General features: G+C 60.3%; 15 protein-coding genes. 7 read left to right on the plus strand and 8 right to left on the minus strand.

All coding sequences use genetic code 11. The features are described from left to right. Positions 1–8 precede the first annotated feature (8 nt). From VJ698_RS04765 to ugpB, 4 genes are read right to left on the minus strand one after another with little or no spacing between them, the layout of a single operon-like run. Positions 9–1,082, minus strand: coding sequence for a sn-glycerol-3-phosphate import ATP-binding protein UgpC (locus VJ698_RS04765; protein ID WP_324101556.1), 1,074 nt, complete (start codon positions 1,080–1,082; stop codon positions 9–11). Between the two features lie 51 nt (positions 1,083–1,133). After that, on the minus strand, positions 1,134–1,985 hold the full coding sequence (gene ugpE, locus VJ698_RS04770) for a sn-glycerol-3-phosphate ABC transporter permease UgpE (protein WP_324101557.1): 852 nt from the start codon (positions 1,983–1,985) through the stop codon (positions 1,134–1,136). A gap of 9 nt (positions 1,986–1,994) precedes the next feature. After that, positions 1,995–2,879, minus strand: coding sequence for a sn-glycerol-3-phosphate ABC transporter permease UgpA (gene ugpA / locus VJ698_RS04775; protein ID WP_324101558.1), 885 nt, complete (start codon positions 2,877–2,879; stop codon positions 1,995–1,997). A gap of 57 nt (positions 2,880–2,936) precedes the next feature. After that, a complete protein-coding gene (ugpB, locus tag VJ698_RS04780; RefSeq protein ID WP_324101559.1) occupies positions 2,937–4,247 on the minus strand; it encodes a sn-glycerol-3-phosphate ABC transporter substrate-binding protein UgpB in 1,311 nt (436 codons plus the stop codon). Positions 4,248–4,489: 242 nt separating this feature from the next. Between ugpB and ubiA the strand changes: the two genes are divergently transcribed. The 4 genes from ubiA (at position 4,490) to VJ698_RS04800 (ending at position 6,428) form a co-directional block, all read left to right on the plus strand. Next, positions 4,490–5,344, plus strand: a complete 855-nt coding sequence (ubiA, locus tag VJ698_RS04785) for a 4-hydroxybenzoate octaprenyltransferase (RefSeq protein ID WP_324101560.1) — start codon at positions 4,490–4,492, stop codon at positions 5,342–5,344. A 103-nt stretch (positions 5,345–5,447) separates the two neighbouring features. Then, positions 5,448–5,762 carry a DUF883 family protein gene (locus VJ698_RS04790; protein ID WP_324101561.1) on the plus strand — a complete coding sequence of 105 codons (315 nt, stop codon included), beginning with the start codon at positions 5,448–5,450 and terminating at the stop codon, positions 5,760–5,762. A 4-nt stretch (positions 5,763–5,766) separates the two neighbouring features. Continuing rightward, positions 5,767–6,132 (plus strand): phage holin family protein, encoded by a 366-nt coding sequence (locus VJ698_RS04795; RefSeq protein ID WP_324101562.1) that lies wholly within the window; start codon positions 5,767–5,769, stop codon positions 6,130–6,132. Further along, complete coding sequence (locus VJ698_RS04800; RefSeq protein WP_324101563.1) at positions 6,129–6,428, plus strand: YqjK family protein; 300 nt, start codon at positions 6,129–6,131, stop codon at positions 6,426–6,428. Before VJ698_RS04795 ends, VJ698_RS04800 begins: the two co-directional genes overlap by 4 nt. A gap of 9 nt (positions 6,429–6,437) precedes the next feature. Here the strand turns inward: VJ698_RS04800 and proC are convergent, their stop codons facing one another. Further along, on the minus strand, positions 6,438–7,262 hold the full coding sequence (proC, locus tag VJ698_RS04805) for a pyrroline-5-carboxylate reductase (RefSeq protein ID WP_324101565.1): 825 nt from the start codon (positions 7,260–7,262) through the stop codon (positions 6,438–6,440). Next, complete coding sequence (locus tag VJ698_RS04810; protein WP_324101566.1) at positions 7,252–7,956, minus strand: YggS family pyridoxal phosphate-dependent enzyme; 705 nt, start codon at positions 7,954–7,956, stop codon at positions 7,252–7,254. Before VJ698_RS04810 ends, proC begins: the two co-directional genes overlap by 11 nt. A gap of 80 nt (positions 7,957–8,036) precedes the next feature. Here VJ698_RS04810 and VJ698_RS04815 point away from each other — a divergent pair, with 80 nt between their 5' ends. From VJ698_RS04815 to VJ698_RS04825, 3 genes are all read left to right on the plus strand, one after another. Next, complete coding sequence (locus VJ698_RS04815; RefSeq protein WP_324101567.1) at positions 8,037–9,080, plus strand: type IV pilus twitching motility protein PilT; 1,044 nt, start codon at positions 8,037–8,039, stop codon at positions 9,078–9,080. 194 nt (positions 9,081–9,274) lie between these two features. After that, entirely contained in the window at positions 9,275–10,411 is a 1,137-nt protein-coding gene (locus VJ698_RS04820) for a PilT/PilU family type 4a pilus ATPase (RefSeq protein ID WP_324101568.1), read from the plus strand. An 8-nt stretch (positions 10,412–10,419) separates the two neighbouring features. Then, the gene (locus VJ698_RS04825) at positions 10,420–10,905 is read left to right on the plus strand and encodes a glutathione peroxidase (protein WP_324101570.1); all 486 of its coding nucleotides are present in this window, start codon (positions 10,420–10,422) and stop codon (positions 10,903–10,905) included. Positions 10,906–11,201: 296 nt separating this feature from the next. On the opposite strand, the gene glcF is transcribed toward VJ698_RS04825, so the two are convergent. Next, complete coding sequence (gene glcF, locus VJ698_RS04830; protein ID WP_324101571.1) at positions 11,202–12,431, minus strand: glycolate oxidase subunit GlcF; 1,230 nt, start codon at positions 12,429–12,431, stop codon at positions 11,202–11,204. Positions 12,432–12,433: 2 nt separating this feature from the next. After that, positions 12,434–13,501 (minus strand): glycolate oxidase subunit GlcE, encoded by a 1,068-nt coding sequence (gene glcE / locus VJ698_RS04835; protein ID WP_324101572.1) that lies wholly within the window; start codon positions 13,499–13,501, stop codon positions 12,434–12,436. Positions 13,502–13,510: the final 9 nt, after the last annotated feature.

A 13,510-nucleotide genomic window follows, 5' to 3' on the forward strand; every position in this document is an offset into this window, starting at 1 on the left:
TTCGTAGCTCAGACCAGCCGCTGCGTTGTCTGCGGATCGAACCAGTGCATGGCCGAGGCGTCGAATCCCGCTGTAAGGTTCTGGCCCGCTTCTGCATGGATGCCAGATGGCGCGCGAATGATCACGGATTGTCCGCCTGCGGTCCCATGGATCAGCACATCCGCGCCCAGTGCCTCCACCATTTCCACCTGCAATGAAATGCCCGGCTTTCCGAGCTCCAGATGCTCAGGGCGCACGCCAAGGACGCAATCGCGATTGGCATGCCTCGCTTGCGCCGCCGGCAGGTTGATGCGCTCACCATTCCCCATCTCGAACTGCGTTCCATCGCCGCTGAGCTTTCCCTGCAACAGGTTCATCGGCGGTGAACCGATGAACCCCGCAACGAACATCGTCGCCGGTCTGCCATAGACCTCGGCCGGCGTGCCGATCTGCTCCGCCCGCCCGGCATTCATCACGATCATGCGCTGTCCGAGCGTCATTGCTTCGACCTGGTCATGCGTCACGTACAGACTGGTGGTGTCGAGTGCCCGATGGAGTTTCTGGATCTCCAACCGCATTTGCACGCGTAGCTTGGCATCGAGGTTGGACAAGGGCTCGTCAAACAGAAATACGGCCGGCTCGCGCACGATCGCGCGCCCCATCGCGACGCGCTGACGCTGCCCGCCAGAGAGCTGGCGCGGCGTGCGCTGCAGCAGTGCGCCGAGTTCGAGGATCTTCGCCGCCTTCTGTACCCGCGTTTCGATATCCGCTTTCGAGAAGTGGCGTATCTTTAGCCCGTAAGCCATGTTCTCGTAGACGCTCATGTGCGGATACAGCGCGTAGTTCTGGAACACCATGGCGATGTCGCGGTCCTTCGGCTCCAGCCCGTTAACAACGCGATGACCGATCACGATGTCGCCGCCCGTGATTTCCTCGAGTCCGGCCACCATGCGCAACAGCGTCGACTTGCCGCAACCAGAAGGACCCACCATCACGATGAACTCGCCGTCAGCGATGTCGATGGAGATGCCGTGGATGACCTGTACCGCCTTCGTGCCCTTGCCGTAGGTCTTGGTGATGTTCTTGAGTTCGACTTTTGCCATGTGTTGTTTCTGCTGATGTGCACTAGGTTCACAACATGTTCAGCGACGCTGTCACTTTTCTGAATCGACCAGTCCTTTGACGAACCATTTCTGCATGATGACGACCACGAGGCCGGGCGGCAGCATGGCAAGGATGAGCATGGCCATCACGATGTTCCATTCGATCGCCGCGTCGCCGGCCGTGATCATCGATTTGATGCCGATGCCGATCGGGTACATGCCCTGGTCGGTCGCGATCAGCAGCGGCCACAGGTACTGGTTCCAGCCGTAGATGAACATGATCACGAAGAGCGCGATGACGTTGGTGCGCGACAGCGGCCACAGTACATCCTTGAAGAAGCGCAAGGGTCCCGCACCGTCGATGCGCGCCGCTTCCGCAAGCTCGTCCGGCACCGTGAGGAAGAATTGGCGGAAAAGGAAGGTGGCAGTGGCGGACGCGATCAGCGGAATGGTAAGGCCGGCGTAGGTGTTCAGCATGCCGAAGTCCGACACGACCTGGTAAGTTGGCGTGATGCGCACCTCGACCGGCAGCATCAGGGTGACGAAGATCATCCAGAAAAACAGTGCGCGACCGGGAAAGCGGAAGTACACAATAGCGAAGGCCGAGAGCATGGAGATGGCGATCTTGCCGATCGCAATGGCCAGCGCCGATACCAGGCTGACCCACATCATGCGCCCTACCGGCGGCACGGAGGCATTACCCTTTGCGCCTTCGATGATCGCTGTGGCGTAGTTGGCGAAAAACTGGTCGCCGGGCAGCAGTGACATCGGCGCGGCGGCGGCCTGCTCGGCTGTCTGCGTACTCGCGACGAATGCGACGTAGATCGGGAACGCGACCAGCGCGACACCGAGGATCAGCACAAGATGGCTGATGAAATCGAGGATGGGGCGACGTTCAATCATGGGCGTCTATCATGAATATTGCACCTTCTTCTCCACGTACTTGAACTGCAGGACGGTCAGCGTAATCACGATCACCATCAGCACCACCGATTGTGCGGCCGAGCTGCCCAGGTCGCCGCCCTTGAAACCGTCCTGGAACACCTTGTACACCAGGATTTCGGTGTCCTTGCCCGGCCCACCGTGCGTGGTTGCTTCGATGATCGCAAAGGTGTCGAAAAAGGCGTACACGATGTTGATCACCAGCAGGAAGAAGGTCGTTGGCGACAGCAGCGGGAACACGATGGTGAAGAAGCGTCGCACCGGCCCGGCGCCATCGATGGCGGCGGCTTCGATCAGTGATTTCGGAATGGCCTGCAGGCCGGCGAGGAAGAACAGGAAGTTGTAGCTGATCTGCTTCCAGATGGCGGCAACGACGATCAGGATCATCGCGTGCCGCCCGTTGAGCAGGCTGTCCCATTCGATACCCATGTCGCGCAGCGCATGCGCCACGACGCCGAGTGTCGGGTTCAGGAGGAACATCCACAGCACGCCAACGACCACCGGCGACACGGCATATGGCCAGATCAGGAAGGTCTTGTAGACCGCTGCGCCCTTGGCTACACGATCGGCAAAGACGGCAAGGAGCAGCGACAGGGTCAATCCGAAGAAGGCGACCAGCACGGAGAAGACCGCGGTCGTCTTGAACGAGTCGAGGTACATCGGATCGTCGAACAGGTCGCGGAAATTGTCGAACCAGACGAATTGCGACGAGACGCCGAAAGCATCCTGGATCAGCACCGACTGATACAGCGCCTGCGCCGCCGGCCAGAAGAAGAACAGCAGCGTGACCAGGATCTGCGGCGCGACCAGCGCATAGGGCAGCCAGGCGGATTGGAAGCGGGCGCGTTTTTCCATAGGGGATGGCGTAAGGAGAACGATGCCCTCTCCAAGCCGGAGAGGGCGCGAGGCCGGTTACTTGTTCGCCTTCTCGAACCTCACAAGCAGTTCGTCGCCGCGCTTGACTGCCGCATCAAGCGCTTCCTTGGCGGTCTTCTTGCCGTTCCAGACCATCTCCAGTTCTTCGTCGATGACGGTGCGGATCTGCGCGAAATTGCCGAGGCGGATGCCGCGCGACTTGTCGGTCGTCTTCACGATCATCTGCTGCACGGCGACATCGGTGCCGGGATTCTTTTCATAGAAGCCCGATTTCTTCGTCAGTTCGTACGCTGCCTTGGTGATCGGCAGGTAGCCCGTTTCCTGGTGCCACTTCGCCTGCACTTCAGGTTGCGACAGGAACTTGAAGAATTTCGCGACACCCTTGTATTCGTCGGTCTTCTTGCCGTTCATCGCCCACAGGGATGCGCCGCCGATGATAGTGTTCTGTGGCGCGCCCTTGACATCGCTGTAGTACGGCAGCTGGGAAACGCCGAACTTGAACTTCGCATTCTTCGCGATGTTCGCATACGCCGCGCTCGACGAGGTCAGCATGCCGCATTCGCCGGAATAGAACTTCGCCTCCGGCTCGTTCTTGCGGCCCGCATAGGTGAAATAGCCCTGCTTCGCCAGATTGCCCAGGTTCTCGATGTGGCGCACGTGCAGCGGGCTGTTGAACTTGAGGCGCGCGTCGAGGCCGCCGAAGCCGTTGTTCTTCGAGGCGAATTCGACGTTGTGCCAGGCCGAGAAACTTTCGAGCTGCACCCACGACTGCCAGCCTGTCGTGAATCCGCATTTCTCGCCGCTCGCCTTGAGCTTGGCGGCTGCCAGCGCCACTTCCTGCCAGGTCGCCGGCGGCTTGTTCGCGTTAAGTCCCGCTTTCGTGAACATGTCCTTGTTATAGAAGAACACGGTGGTCGAACTGTTGAACGGCAAGGACACCATGGCGCCCTTGGGCGAGGTGTAGTAGCCCGCGACCGCGGGCACGTAGACCGAGGGATCGAATTTTTCGCCGGCGGCCTTCATGACTTCCGACACCGGCTTGATCGCGCCCTTCGAATACATCATGGTCGCAGTGCCCACCTCGAACACCTGCAGGATGTTCGGCGCATTCCCCGCGCGATAGGCGGCAATCGCCGCAGCCAGGGCCTCGTCATAGCTGCCCTTGAAGACCGGCGTGACCTTGTAGGCGGACTGGCTCTTGTTGAACTGGTCGGCCAGGCCGGCGACCCGGTCGCCGAGCGCTCCGGTCATGGAATGCCACCAGATGATTTCGGTGGTGGCGTGGGCAGATGAGGCCATGCAAGCGAAAAGCGCTGCGGCGGCCATAGGCTTGAAACGAAACTGCATGTTTTCCTCCTTTGACGTTTTGATTCTACGAAGGTGATATGACAGTTGCATGACGATAACTGAAACCATGCTGGCGGCGCTTATAATTCGATTTTGCATCGCAATAAGAACCGGTTTGCAAATCTGCTTGTGCAGCAGATTTGCAAACCGGCTCCAGGAATCGGAAGCGCCGGAAAAGCAAGTGTAGCCCTTCTGCAGGATTCTTGTTGTCATTCTGTTTTTTCCTGATTGAATTCATAGTCATGAACCGACTTTCCCTCTATGCCCGCCTGGTCCGGATCGACAAGCCGATCGGCAGCCTGCTCCTGTTATGGCCAACGTTATGGGCCCTGTGGCTTGCTTCAAACGGCAAGCCTGACTGGAAGCTGGTCGCGATTTTTACCATCGGCACGGTACTCATGCGTTCGGCGGGTTGCGCGATCAATGACTTTGCCGATCGTGACTTCGACAAGCATGTGAAGCGCACGGCGGAGCGCCCGCTCACCAGCGGCAAGATCGCCGCCTGGGAAGCCGTCATGGTCGCCGTCGTGCTGGCGCTCATTTCCTTCGCGCTGATCCTGCCGCTCAACACGCTGACAAAGCTGCTGTCGGTCGCTGCGATCTTGATCGCCGGCAGCTACCCGTACTTCAAGCGTTTCTTCGCGATTCCGCAGGCTTATCTCGGCATTGCGTTCGGCTTCGGCATTCCGATGGCCTTCGCCGCGGTGCTCGACACCGTGCCACCCGCCGCGTGGTTACTGCTGGTCGCCAACATTTTCTGGGCCGTCGCTTATGACACCGAATACGCGATGGTCGATCGCGACGACGATCTGAAGATCGGCATCAAGACCTCGGCAATCACCTTCGGCCGTTTCGATGTAATGGCGGTCATGCTGTGCTACGCCGTCACCTTTGCGATCATTCTGGTCGTCGGCTGGCAATACGGTTTGCGCATGTGGTTTATCGGCGGAATGCTGGTCGCAGCCATATGCGCCCTGTATCACTACACCCTGATCCACACACGCGACCGCATGAGATGCTTCGCGGCATTCCGTCACAACAACTGGCTCGGCGCGGCCGTGTTTGCAGGCATCGCCCTCGACTTCGCCATGCGCTGATACCGCATTACGCGGTGTCCGCTGGACAGTTTGACACCGCGCAAAATCGACACCCTCCTGTTACTTACACTGCAGGAAGCTCATCTTGGACAGGAGGTGTGGAATGGAATCGAACGGACGCAGCCTGATGCGTGATCGCTTGCTCGACGACCTGAGGCTGGTGATCAAGGACGCGGAAGACTTGCTCAGAAACACCAGTCAGCAAGTCGATGAAGGCTATCGTGCCGCACGCGCCCGATTCGAAACCACGCTGGGGACCGCGCGAAATGGCTTGTCCGCGCTGGAAGAGAGCGTGACCGCCGGCGCGCGCGATGCCATGGAAACCACCGACCGCTACGTTCAGGACCATCCCTGGCAGTCCGTGGGTATCGGCGCCCTGGCCGGCGTGGTTGTCGGCCTCTGGCTCGGCCGCCGCTGACGGCATGGCGGTTTCCGAATCGGTGGCGCGGCTCGCAGCCTCGCTTCTTGCCATCGTACAGACGCGCATCGAACTAGCAGCGACGGAAGTCGAGGAAGAGTCGCTGCGCTATTTCTCCTGCCTGATCCTGTCGCTCGCGGCAATGTTCTGCGTCGGCATCGCGGTGGTGCTTGGGGTGCTACTGGCCGTCACGCTCTATTGGGATACGCATCGCGTCGGCGTGCTGCTGACGCTGATCGTTCTATTCGGGATCGTTGGCGCCTTCATCGGCCTGCGCGCGCGCCGGCAAGTCCAGGTGAAACCGAAGCTGCTGGCGCATACGGCGAAAGAGCTGTCGCGCGATCGCGAAATGCTGCAGCCGCCCGCATGAAGACCCGCGCCGAACAGCTTGCACTGAAGCGCACGCAACTGCTTGCGAAATGCCTCCTGCAACGCGCCGAGCTGTCGATGCAGATGCAACCGCTGAAGCATGACATGCAATCGGTCGAAGTTGGTCTGCGCATTCTCGATCGCGTGCGGCAGCATCCCGGATGGCTCGCTGCAGCTGCATTCGGAGTGATGCTGGTCCGCCCGCGCCGCCTGTCGTCATTGCTGCGGCTGGGATCGGCCGGCCTGCGTAGCTGGCGCACGCTCGGACCAGGCCTGCAAGCCTTGCTGCCGCGCTAGCCGCTTTGTTCAATCGCGGCCGAATTCCTCGCCCAGTTCCTTGCCGCGCGCCGCCGCTGCTTTCAATGCCTTGACGATGGCGCCTTTCACGTCGCTCGCATCCATGCTGGTGAGCGCGGCGTAGGTGGTCCCGCCTTTCGACGTGACTCGCTCGCGCAGCACGGACACGGGTTCCGTCGATTGCGCCGCAAGCTGCGACGCACCGACGAAGGTGGCAATCGCCAGCTGCGTGCCCTGCTCCGCAGTCAGTCCCATTTCCTGCGCGGCCTGCTGCATCGACTCTATGAAATAGAACACGTAGGCCGGGCCGCTGCCGGAAACTGCGGTCACGGGGTCGATCAGTGATTCATCATCCAGCCACACCGTCGCGCCGACCGCGCGCATGATCGCATCGGCCGCATCGCGCTGCGCCTGGGACACGCCAGATAACGCCACCATCCCGGTGATGCCCTTGCCGATGAGCGCCGGCGTATTGGGCATGGTACGCACGATGGCGCTATGCCCGTTCATCCAGCGCGACAGATCCATCGCGCGGATGCCCGCCGCAATCGACAGCACCAGCTGCGAAGCGATATGCGGCTGCAGTTGCGCGACCACGTCCTTCATCTGCTGCGGCTTCACGGCGAGCACGATGACATCGCTCTGCTTCAGCGTTGCATCGATCTGCTGCGCGGTGCTCACGCCGAATTGCTGTTGCAGCTTCCCCAGCGCTTCCGGGTTCACATCGACGACATGGATGTTTTCTCCTGCAGTCAGTTTGCCGGCGAGGCCGCCGATGAGGGCGGTGGCCATGTTGCCGCCGCCAATGAATGCGATTTTCAGCTTAGTTTGCATAATGCCTTTGTCCAAAGATTGCCGTTCCTACCCTCACGATGGTCGCGCCTTCCGCGATCGCGGCGTCCATGTCGGCAGACATGCCCATCGAGAGGGTATCCAGTTCGAGTCCATGCGCGCGTAGTTCGTCCATCAAGAGGCGCATCTTCCGGAATGGAAGACGCTGCCGGTCGATATCGCCTTCGGGTTCCGGGATCGCCATCAGGCCGCGCAGCTTCAGGTGAGGCATGCTCGCCACTTTCTGCGCGAGCGCCAGCACTTCTTCCGGCGCGACGCCGCTCTTGCTGGCCTCGCCGCTGATGTTGACCTGCAGGCAGATGTTCAAGGGCGGCAGCTGCGACGGCCGCTGTTCGGACAGGCGCTGCGCGATCTTTTCACGTTCGACCGAATGCACCCAGTCGAATTGCTCGGCAATCGGCCGCGTCTTGTTGCTCTGGATCGGGCCGATGAAATGCCATTCCAGCAACAAATCCGGTTGCGCTTCGCGCACGGCGCTGATCTTGTCGAGTGCTTCCTGCAGATAGTTCTCGCCGAAGGCGCGCTGGCCCGCGTGTGCCGCTTCCAGCACTGCATCCGGGCCGAAAGTCTTGGAAACGGCCAGCAGGCGGACGTCTTGCGGGTCGCGCCCCGCTTCGCGCGCGGCTGTGGCAATACGATCCTTGACGGCTTGCAAGTTGTCGGAGATTGAGGACATAATCAGTTTGCATTGAGCAACACCTTGCGGTGTTGCTTTTACGTTTTCATGATGGGCTGGTGTCAGCCTTGGGATTATAAATGGACATTTCCGAACTTCTAGCCTTTGCCGTCAAGAACGGCGCATCCGACCTGCACCTGTCCGCCGGCTTGCCGCCGATGATCCGCGTGCATGGCGATGTTCGCCGCATCAACCTGCCGCCGCTGGAGCATCGCGACGTGCACGGCATGATTTATGACATCATGAACGACGGCCAGCGCAAGGCGTATGAGGAAGTGCTCGAATGTGACTTCTCCTTTGCCATCCCGGGCCTGGCGCGCTTCCGCGTAAATGCGTTCAACCAGGACCGCGGCGCTGCGGCGGTGCTGCGTACCATTCCGTCGAAAGTGCTGACGCTGGAACAGCTGCATGCGCCCAAGATCTTCACCGAACTCGCGCTGAAACCGCGCGGCCTGGTGCTGGTGACCGGCCCCACCGGCTCGGGCAAATCGACCACGCTGGCGGCAATGATCAACCACCTGAACGAAACCGAGTACGGTCACATCCTCACGGTCGAGGACCCGATCGAATTCGTGCATGAATCAAAGAAGTGCCTGATCAATCAGCGCGAAGTCGGCCCGCACACCATGTCGTTCCAGAACGCCTTGCGTTCCGCCCTGCGTGAAGACCCGGACGCGATCCTGGTCGGCGAATTGCGCGACCTTGAAACGATCCGCCTCGCGATGACCGCCGCCGAAACCGGCCACCTCGTGTTCGGCACGCTGCATACCTCCTCCGCGGCAAAGACCATCGACCGTATCGTCGACGTGTTCCCGGCGGAAGAAAAGGAAATGATCCGCGCCATGCTGTCCGAGTCGCTGCAGGCGGTGATTTCGCAGACCCTGCTCAAGACCAAGGACGGCAGCGGCCGCGTTGCCGCGCACGAGATCATGCTCGGCACGCCCGCGATCCGCAACCTGATCCGCGAAGCGAAAGTGGCGCAAATGTATTCCGCCATCCAGACCGGCCAGAACGTCGGCATGCAAACGCTCGACCAGAACCTGACCGACCTGGTACGCCGCAATGTGATTTCACCGGCTGCTGCACGCGCTGCGGCGAAGATTCCGGAGAACTTCCCGGGGTAGTCTGCGGATTACCTGTGTTTTAAAACCCTTGTCCACGGAAAACACGAAAGACACGAAAAGTTCCTGGCTCGAAAAAGCTCTCGCGCCAAAGGGAACCTGAGACAGATTGTTTCCTTTCGTGTTTTTCGTGTTTTCCGTGGACATAGCTTTTGATCTACGATTCAAACAAAGCACTAGCCGACAAAGGAAACATCATGGAACGGGACCAGGCGACGAAATTCATGCACGACCTGCTGCGGCTGATGCTCAGCAAGAACGGCTCCGACCTTTTCATCACGGCCGATTTTCCGCCGGCGTTCAAGATCGACGGCAAGATGACGCCGGTGTCGAACCAGCCGCTGACGCCGACGCATACCATAGAACTCGCGCGCGCCATCATGAACGACAAGCAGGCGGCGGAATTCGAAGCCAGCAAGGAATGCAACTTCGCGATCAGCCCGGGCGGCCTCGGCCGTTTCCGCGTCTCGGCATTCGTGCAGCAAGGAAAGGTCGGTATGGTGCTGCGTACCATCACGACCGCGATTCCGAAACTGGAAGACCTCGGCGTACCGGACGTGCTGAAGGAAATCGCGATGACCAAGCGCGGGCTGGTGATCATGGTGGGCGCGACCGGTTCCGGTAAATCAACCACGCTCGCGGGCATGGTCGGCTATCGCAACGAAAACAGCTATGGCCACATCATCACCATCGAAGACCCGGTGGAGTATGTCCATCCGCACAAGAACTGCATCGTGACGCAGCGCGAGGTCGGCGTCGATACCGCCGACTGGTTCACTGCGCTGAAGAACACGTTGCGCCAGGCGCCGGACGTGATCCTGATCGGCGAAATCCGCGACCGCGAAACCATGGACTATGCGATCGCCTTCGCCGAAACCGGCCACCTTTGCCTTGCCACGCTGCATGCCAACAGCGCCAACCAGGCGCTGGACCGCATCATCAACTTCTTCCCGGAAGAACGCCGGCAGCAGCTGCTGATGGATTTGTCGCTCAACCTGAAGGGATTGATTTCACAACGCCTCATTCCCTTGAAGGATATCAAGGGGCGCTGCGCCGCCGTCGAGATAATGTTGAACTCGCCGCTGGTTTCGGACCTCATCTTCAAGGGCGAGGTGCACGAGATCAAGGAAATCATGAAGAAGTCGCGTGAGCTCGGCATGCAGACCTTCGACCAGGCCTTGTTCGATCTTTACGAGGCGGGCAAGATCTCCTACGAAGACGCGTTGCGCAATGCCGATTCGGTCAATGACCTGCGCTTGACCATCAAGCTGCAGAGCAAGGATGCGAAGGGCCGCGACCTGAGCAAGGGCACCGAACACCTGGGGATTGTGTGACGACTGGGATGACGACTGTTTACGACTTCAACGCAAAAAGCCTCGACGGCAAACCGATAGACCTGAAGGCCTATCGGGGCAAGGTGCTGTTGATTGTCAATACGGCCAGTAATTGCGGTTTCACGCCGCAGTACAAGGGCCTGGAACAGGTCTACGAGCAGTTCAGGGACAAGGGCGTTGAAGTGCTTGGCTTTCCCTGCAATCAGTTCGGCGCGCAGGAGCCGGGCACGGCAGAGGAAATCGGCACCTTTTGCGAGAAGAACTACGGTGTCACCTTCCCGCTCTTCGAGAAGATCGACGTCAATGGCGATAACGCCCATCCGCTCTACAAGCATTTGAAAAGCGAAGCGCGCGGCCTCATGGGCAGCGAAGCGATCAAGTGGAATTTCACCAAATTCCTGGTGCGGAAGGATGGCACGGTGTTCAAGCGCTATGCGCCACAGACCGAACCGAAAGAACTGATGCGGGACATCGAGAAACTGCTTGCCGAATAAAACGATCGGACAAAAAGAAATGGGCGCCTCGGCGCCCATTTGCATTCCCCGGTTACCTTGTTGCATCGCCTGCCTTACTTCAGGTGCCAATGCATCATGTGCCGCCTCTTGTCCTTCAACAGACCGAATGCAAATGCCTCGAAGAGTCCAAATACAACCAGGGTTCCGATAACGACAACTGGTACGACGTTCATGATGCTTCCTTTCAACAATCAACCTTCTTGATTGCAGTATAGGGATGCACCAGTCATAAATCCAATCACGGTTTCTCATGGCGAACATTCGTCGCCTGAATATCAGATGGCAGTCAGCGCTTTGTCGATCAGCTCGATCCAGTGCTTCACCGGGGTCGCGGTTCCCGACTGCAGATGCGTCTGGCAGCCGATGTTGGCAGACACGATCATCTCCGGTTTGGTCGCTTCCAGGTTGGCCAGCTTGTTATCGCGCAGCTTGTAGGCAAGCTCCGGCTGCAGCACCGAATAGGTGCCGGCGGAACCGCAGCACAGGTGGCTATCCTGGCACAGGTTCACATCGACGCCCACTGCGCGCAGCACGCCTTCCACCTTGCCGCGAATCTGCTGGCCATGCTGCAGGCTGCAGGGCGGATGAAAGGCAACGCGCTTCCTGATCTTGCCATCGAGCTTTTTCTGCAGATCCTGCTCGAAGGCCGGCATGATCTCGCTCAGGTCCTTCGTCAGTTCCGAAATGCGCTTGGCCTTGGCCGCATATTTCTCGTCATGCGCGAGATGATGGCCATACTCCTTGACGGTCACGCCGCAGCCGGACGCCGTCATCACGATCGCTTCCACACCGGCTTCAACATACGGCCACCATGCATCGATGTTGTTGCGCATGTCGTTGAGGCCGCCTTCCTGGTCATTCATGTGATAGCGGATCGCGCCGCAGCAGCCTTCCTTCGGTGCGACGATCAATTGCACGCCGAGCGCATCGAGTACGCGCGCCGTCGCGGCATTGATGTTCGGCGCCATCGCGGGCTGCACGCAGCCGTCGAGCAGCAGCATCTTGCGTGCGTGCTCCGTCCTCGGCCACTTGCCGGCATCCTGCTTCTCCGGCACCTTGTTGCGCAAGGATTTCGGCAGCAACGGCCGCATCAGCTGACCGGTTTTCATCGCCGGCGTGAACAGCCATTTGCGCGGCAGCGCTTCCTTCAGTACCGTGCGCACGATACGCTGCGACATGGGGCGCTGCACCTGCTCTTCCACGATCTTGCGGCCGATATCAACCAGATTCCCGTACTGCACGCCGGACGGACAGGTCGACTCGCAATTGCGGCAAGTCAGGCAGCGGTCCAGGTGCGCCAGTGTCTTCTGCGTCGCGGGCTTGCCTTCCAGTACCTGCTTGATCAGATAGATACGGCCGCGCGGGCCGTCGAGCTCATCGCCGAGCAGTTGGTAGGTCGGGCATGTCGCGGTACAGAAGCCGCAATGCACGCACTTGCGCAGGATCGCATCGGCTTCTTCGCCGGCGCGCGTGTTCCTGATGAAATCAGCGAGCTTGGTTTGCATGGTCAGAAATCGGTGTACATCCGGCCGGGGTTGAAAATGCCGGACGGATCGAATGCGTTCTTCAGGTTGCGATGGATTTTCGCAACCGCCGGTGCGAGCGGATGGAACACGCCCACGCTCTTGTCGCCGCCACGGAACAGGGTCGCGTGACCTCCGGCTTGCGAGGCGGCAGAGCGGATGGTGGCCGCGTCGAGCTCGGTGCGAAGCCAGCGTTGCGCGCCGCCCCACTCCATCAGCTGCTCGCCTTCCAGCGCCAGCGGCGGCGTGGTCGGCGGCACGGACAAGCGCCACAAGGCAGTCGGGCCGCTGGTCGCGCTGAAGTACTGGTTACCGTGGTCGCGCAGTTCGTTCCAAAAGATGTCCGCTTGCGCTTCCTGTTCGCCGCCCATCTTCTGCACGGCCGCCTTCACCGCCGCCTCGGCGCCGGACAGGCGCACGATGAGCACGCCGCCATGCCATGCGCTGGCCGAGATCGGAAGCGGCTGGCCGCCCCACTGGTTGAGCTGCTTGATGGCCTCGGTCTTGCGCATCTCGAAGCGCAGCGTCGTTTCGTAGAAAGGCTTGGGCAACACTTTCAACGAAACTTCGAGAATCAGGCCGAGCGTACCGAGCGAACCCGCCAACAGGCGCGACACATCATAGCCCGCAACATTCTTCATCACCTGGCCACCAAAGCGCAGCACTTCGCCATGCCCATCCATGAGCACAGCACCGAGCACGAAGTCGCGCACAGCGCCTACCGCCTGGCGACGCGGGCCGGACAGGCCGGCAGCGACGACGCCGCCGATGGTGGAATCAGCACCGAAGCGCGGCGGTTCGAAGGCGAGCATCTGGTTGCGCTCGGCGAGAGCAGCTTCGATCTCGGCCAGCGGCGTGCCGCAGCGCGCCGTGATCACCAGTTCGGTCGGGTCGTACGCGAGGATGCCGGTATGGTGGCGCGTGTCGAGAATCTCGCCCTGCAGCGCCTGCCCGTACCAGTCCTTGCTGCCACCGCCGCGAATGCGCAGCGGTGTCTTGTTCGCGGTTGCCGAAGCGATCCGCTCGCGGAATTGTTGTAATGCCTGATCCATTCTTGTTCC

The sequence above is a fragment of the Noviherbaspirillum sp. genome (assembly GCF_035254685.1).
Classification (GTDB): domain Bacteria; phylum Pseudomonadota; class Gammaproteobacteria; order Burkholderiales; family Burkholderiaceae_D; genus Noviherbaspirillum.

Bases quoted from the DNA above. Each gene is read 5' to 3' on its own strand.
- VJ698_RS04800 (WP_324101563.1), top strand. From the start codon at position 6,129: ATGAAGACCCGCGCCGAACAGCTTGCACTGAAGCGCACGCAACTGCTT.
- VJ698_RS04765 (WP_324101556.1), bottom strand. From the start codon at position 1,082: ATGGCAAAAGTCGAACTCAAGAACATCACCAAGACCTACGGCAAGGGC.
- ugpE (WP_324101557.1), bottom strand. From the start codon at position 1,985: ATGATTGAACGTCGCCCCATCCTCGATTTCATCAGCCATCTTGTGCTG.
- glcE (WP_324101572.1), bottom strand. From the start codon at position 13,501: ATGGATCAGGCATTACAACAATTCCGCGAGCGGATCGCTTCGGCAACC.
- VJ698_RS04815 (WP_324101567.1), top strand. From the start codon at position 8,037: ATGGACATTTCCGAACTTCTAGCCTTTGCCGTCAAGAACGGCGCATCC.
- proC (WP_324101565.1), bottom strand. From the start codon at position 7,262: ATGCAAACTAAGCTGAAAATCGCATTCATTGGCGGCGGCAACATGGCC.
- VJ698_RS04810 (WP_324101566.1), bottom strand. From the start codon at position 7,956: ATGTCCTCAATCTCCGACAACTTGCAAGCCGTCAAGGATCGTATTGCC.
- VJ698_RS04795 (WP_324101562.1), top strand. From the start codon at position 5,767: ATGGCGGTTTCCGAATCGGTGGCGCGGCTCGCAGCCTCGCTTCTTGCC.
- ugpA (WP_324101558.1), bottom strand. From the start codon at position 2,879: ATGGAAAAACGCGCCCGCTTCCAATCCGCCTGGCTGCCCTATGCGCTG.
- VJ698_RS04825 (WP_324101570.1), top strand. From the start codon at position 10,420: ATGACGACTGTTTACGACTTCAACGCAAAAAGCCTCGACGGCAAACCG.
- ugpB (WP_324101559.1), bottom strand. From the start codon at position 4,247: ATGCAGTTTCGTTTCAAGCCTATGGCCGCCGCAGCGCTTTTCGCTTGC.
- VJ698_RS04790 (WP_324101561.1), top strand. From the start codon at position 5,448: ATGGAATCGAACGGACGCAGCCTGATGCGTGATCGCTTGCTCGACGAC.
- VJ698_RS04820 (WP_324101568.1), top strand. From the start codon at position 9,275: ATGGAACGGGACCAGGCGACGAAATTCATGCACGACCTGCTGCGGCTG.
- glcF (WP_324101571.1), bottom strand. From the start codon at position 12,431: ATGCAAACCAAGCTCGCTGATTTCATCAGGAACACGCGCGCCGGCGAA.
- ubiA (WP_324101560.1), top strand. From the start codon at position 4,490: ATGAACCGACTTTCCCTCTATGCCCGCCTGGTCCGGATCGACAAGCCG.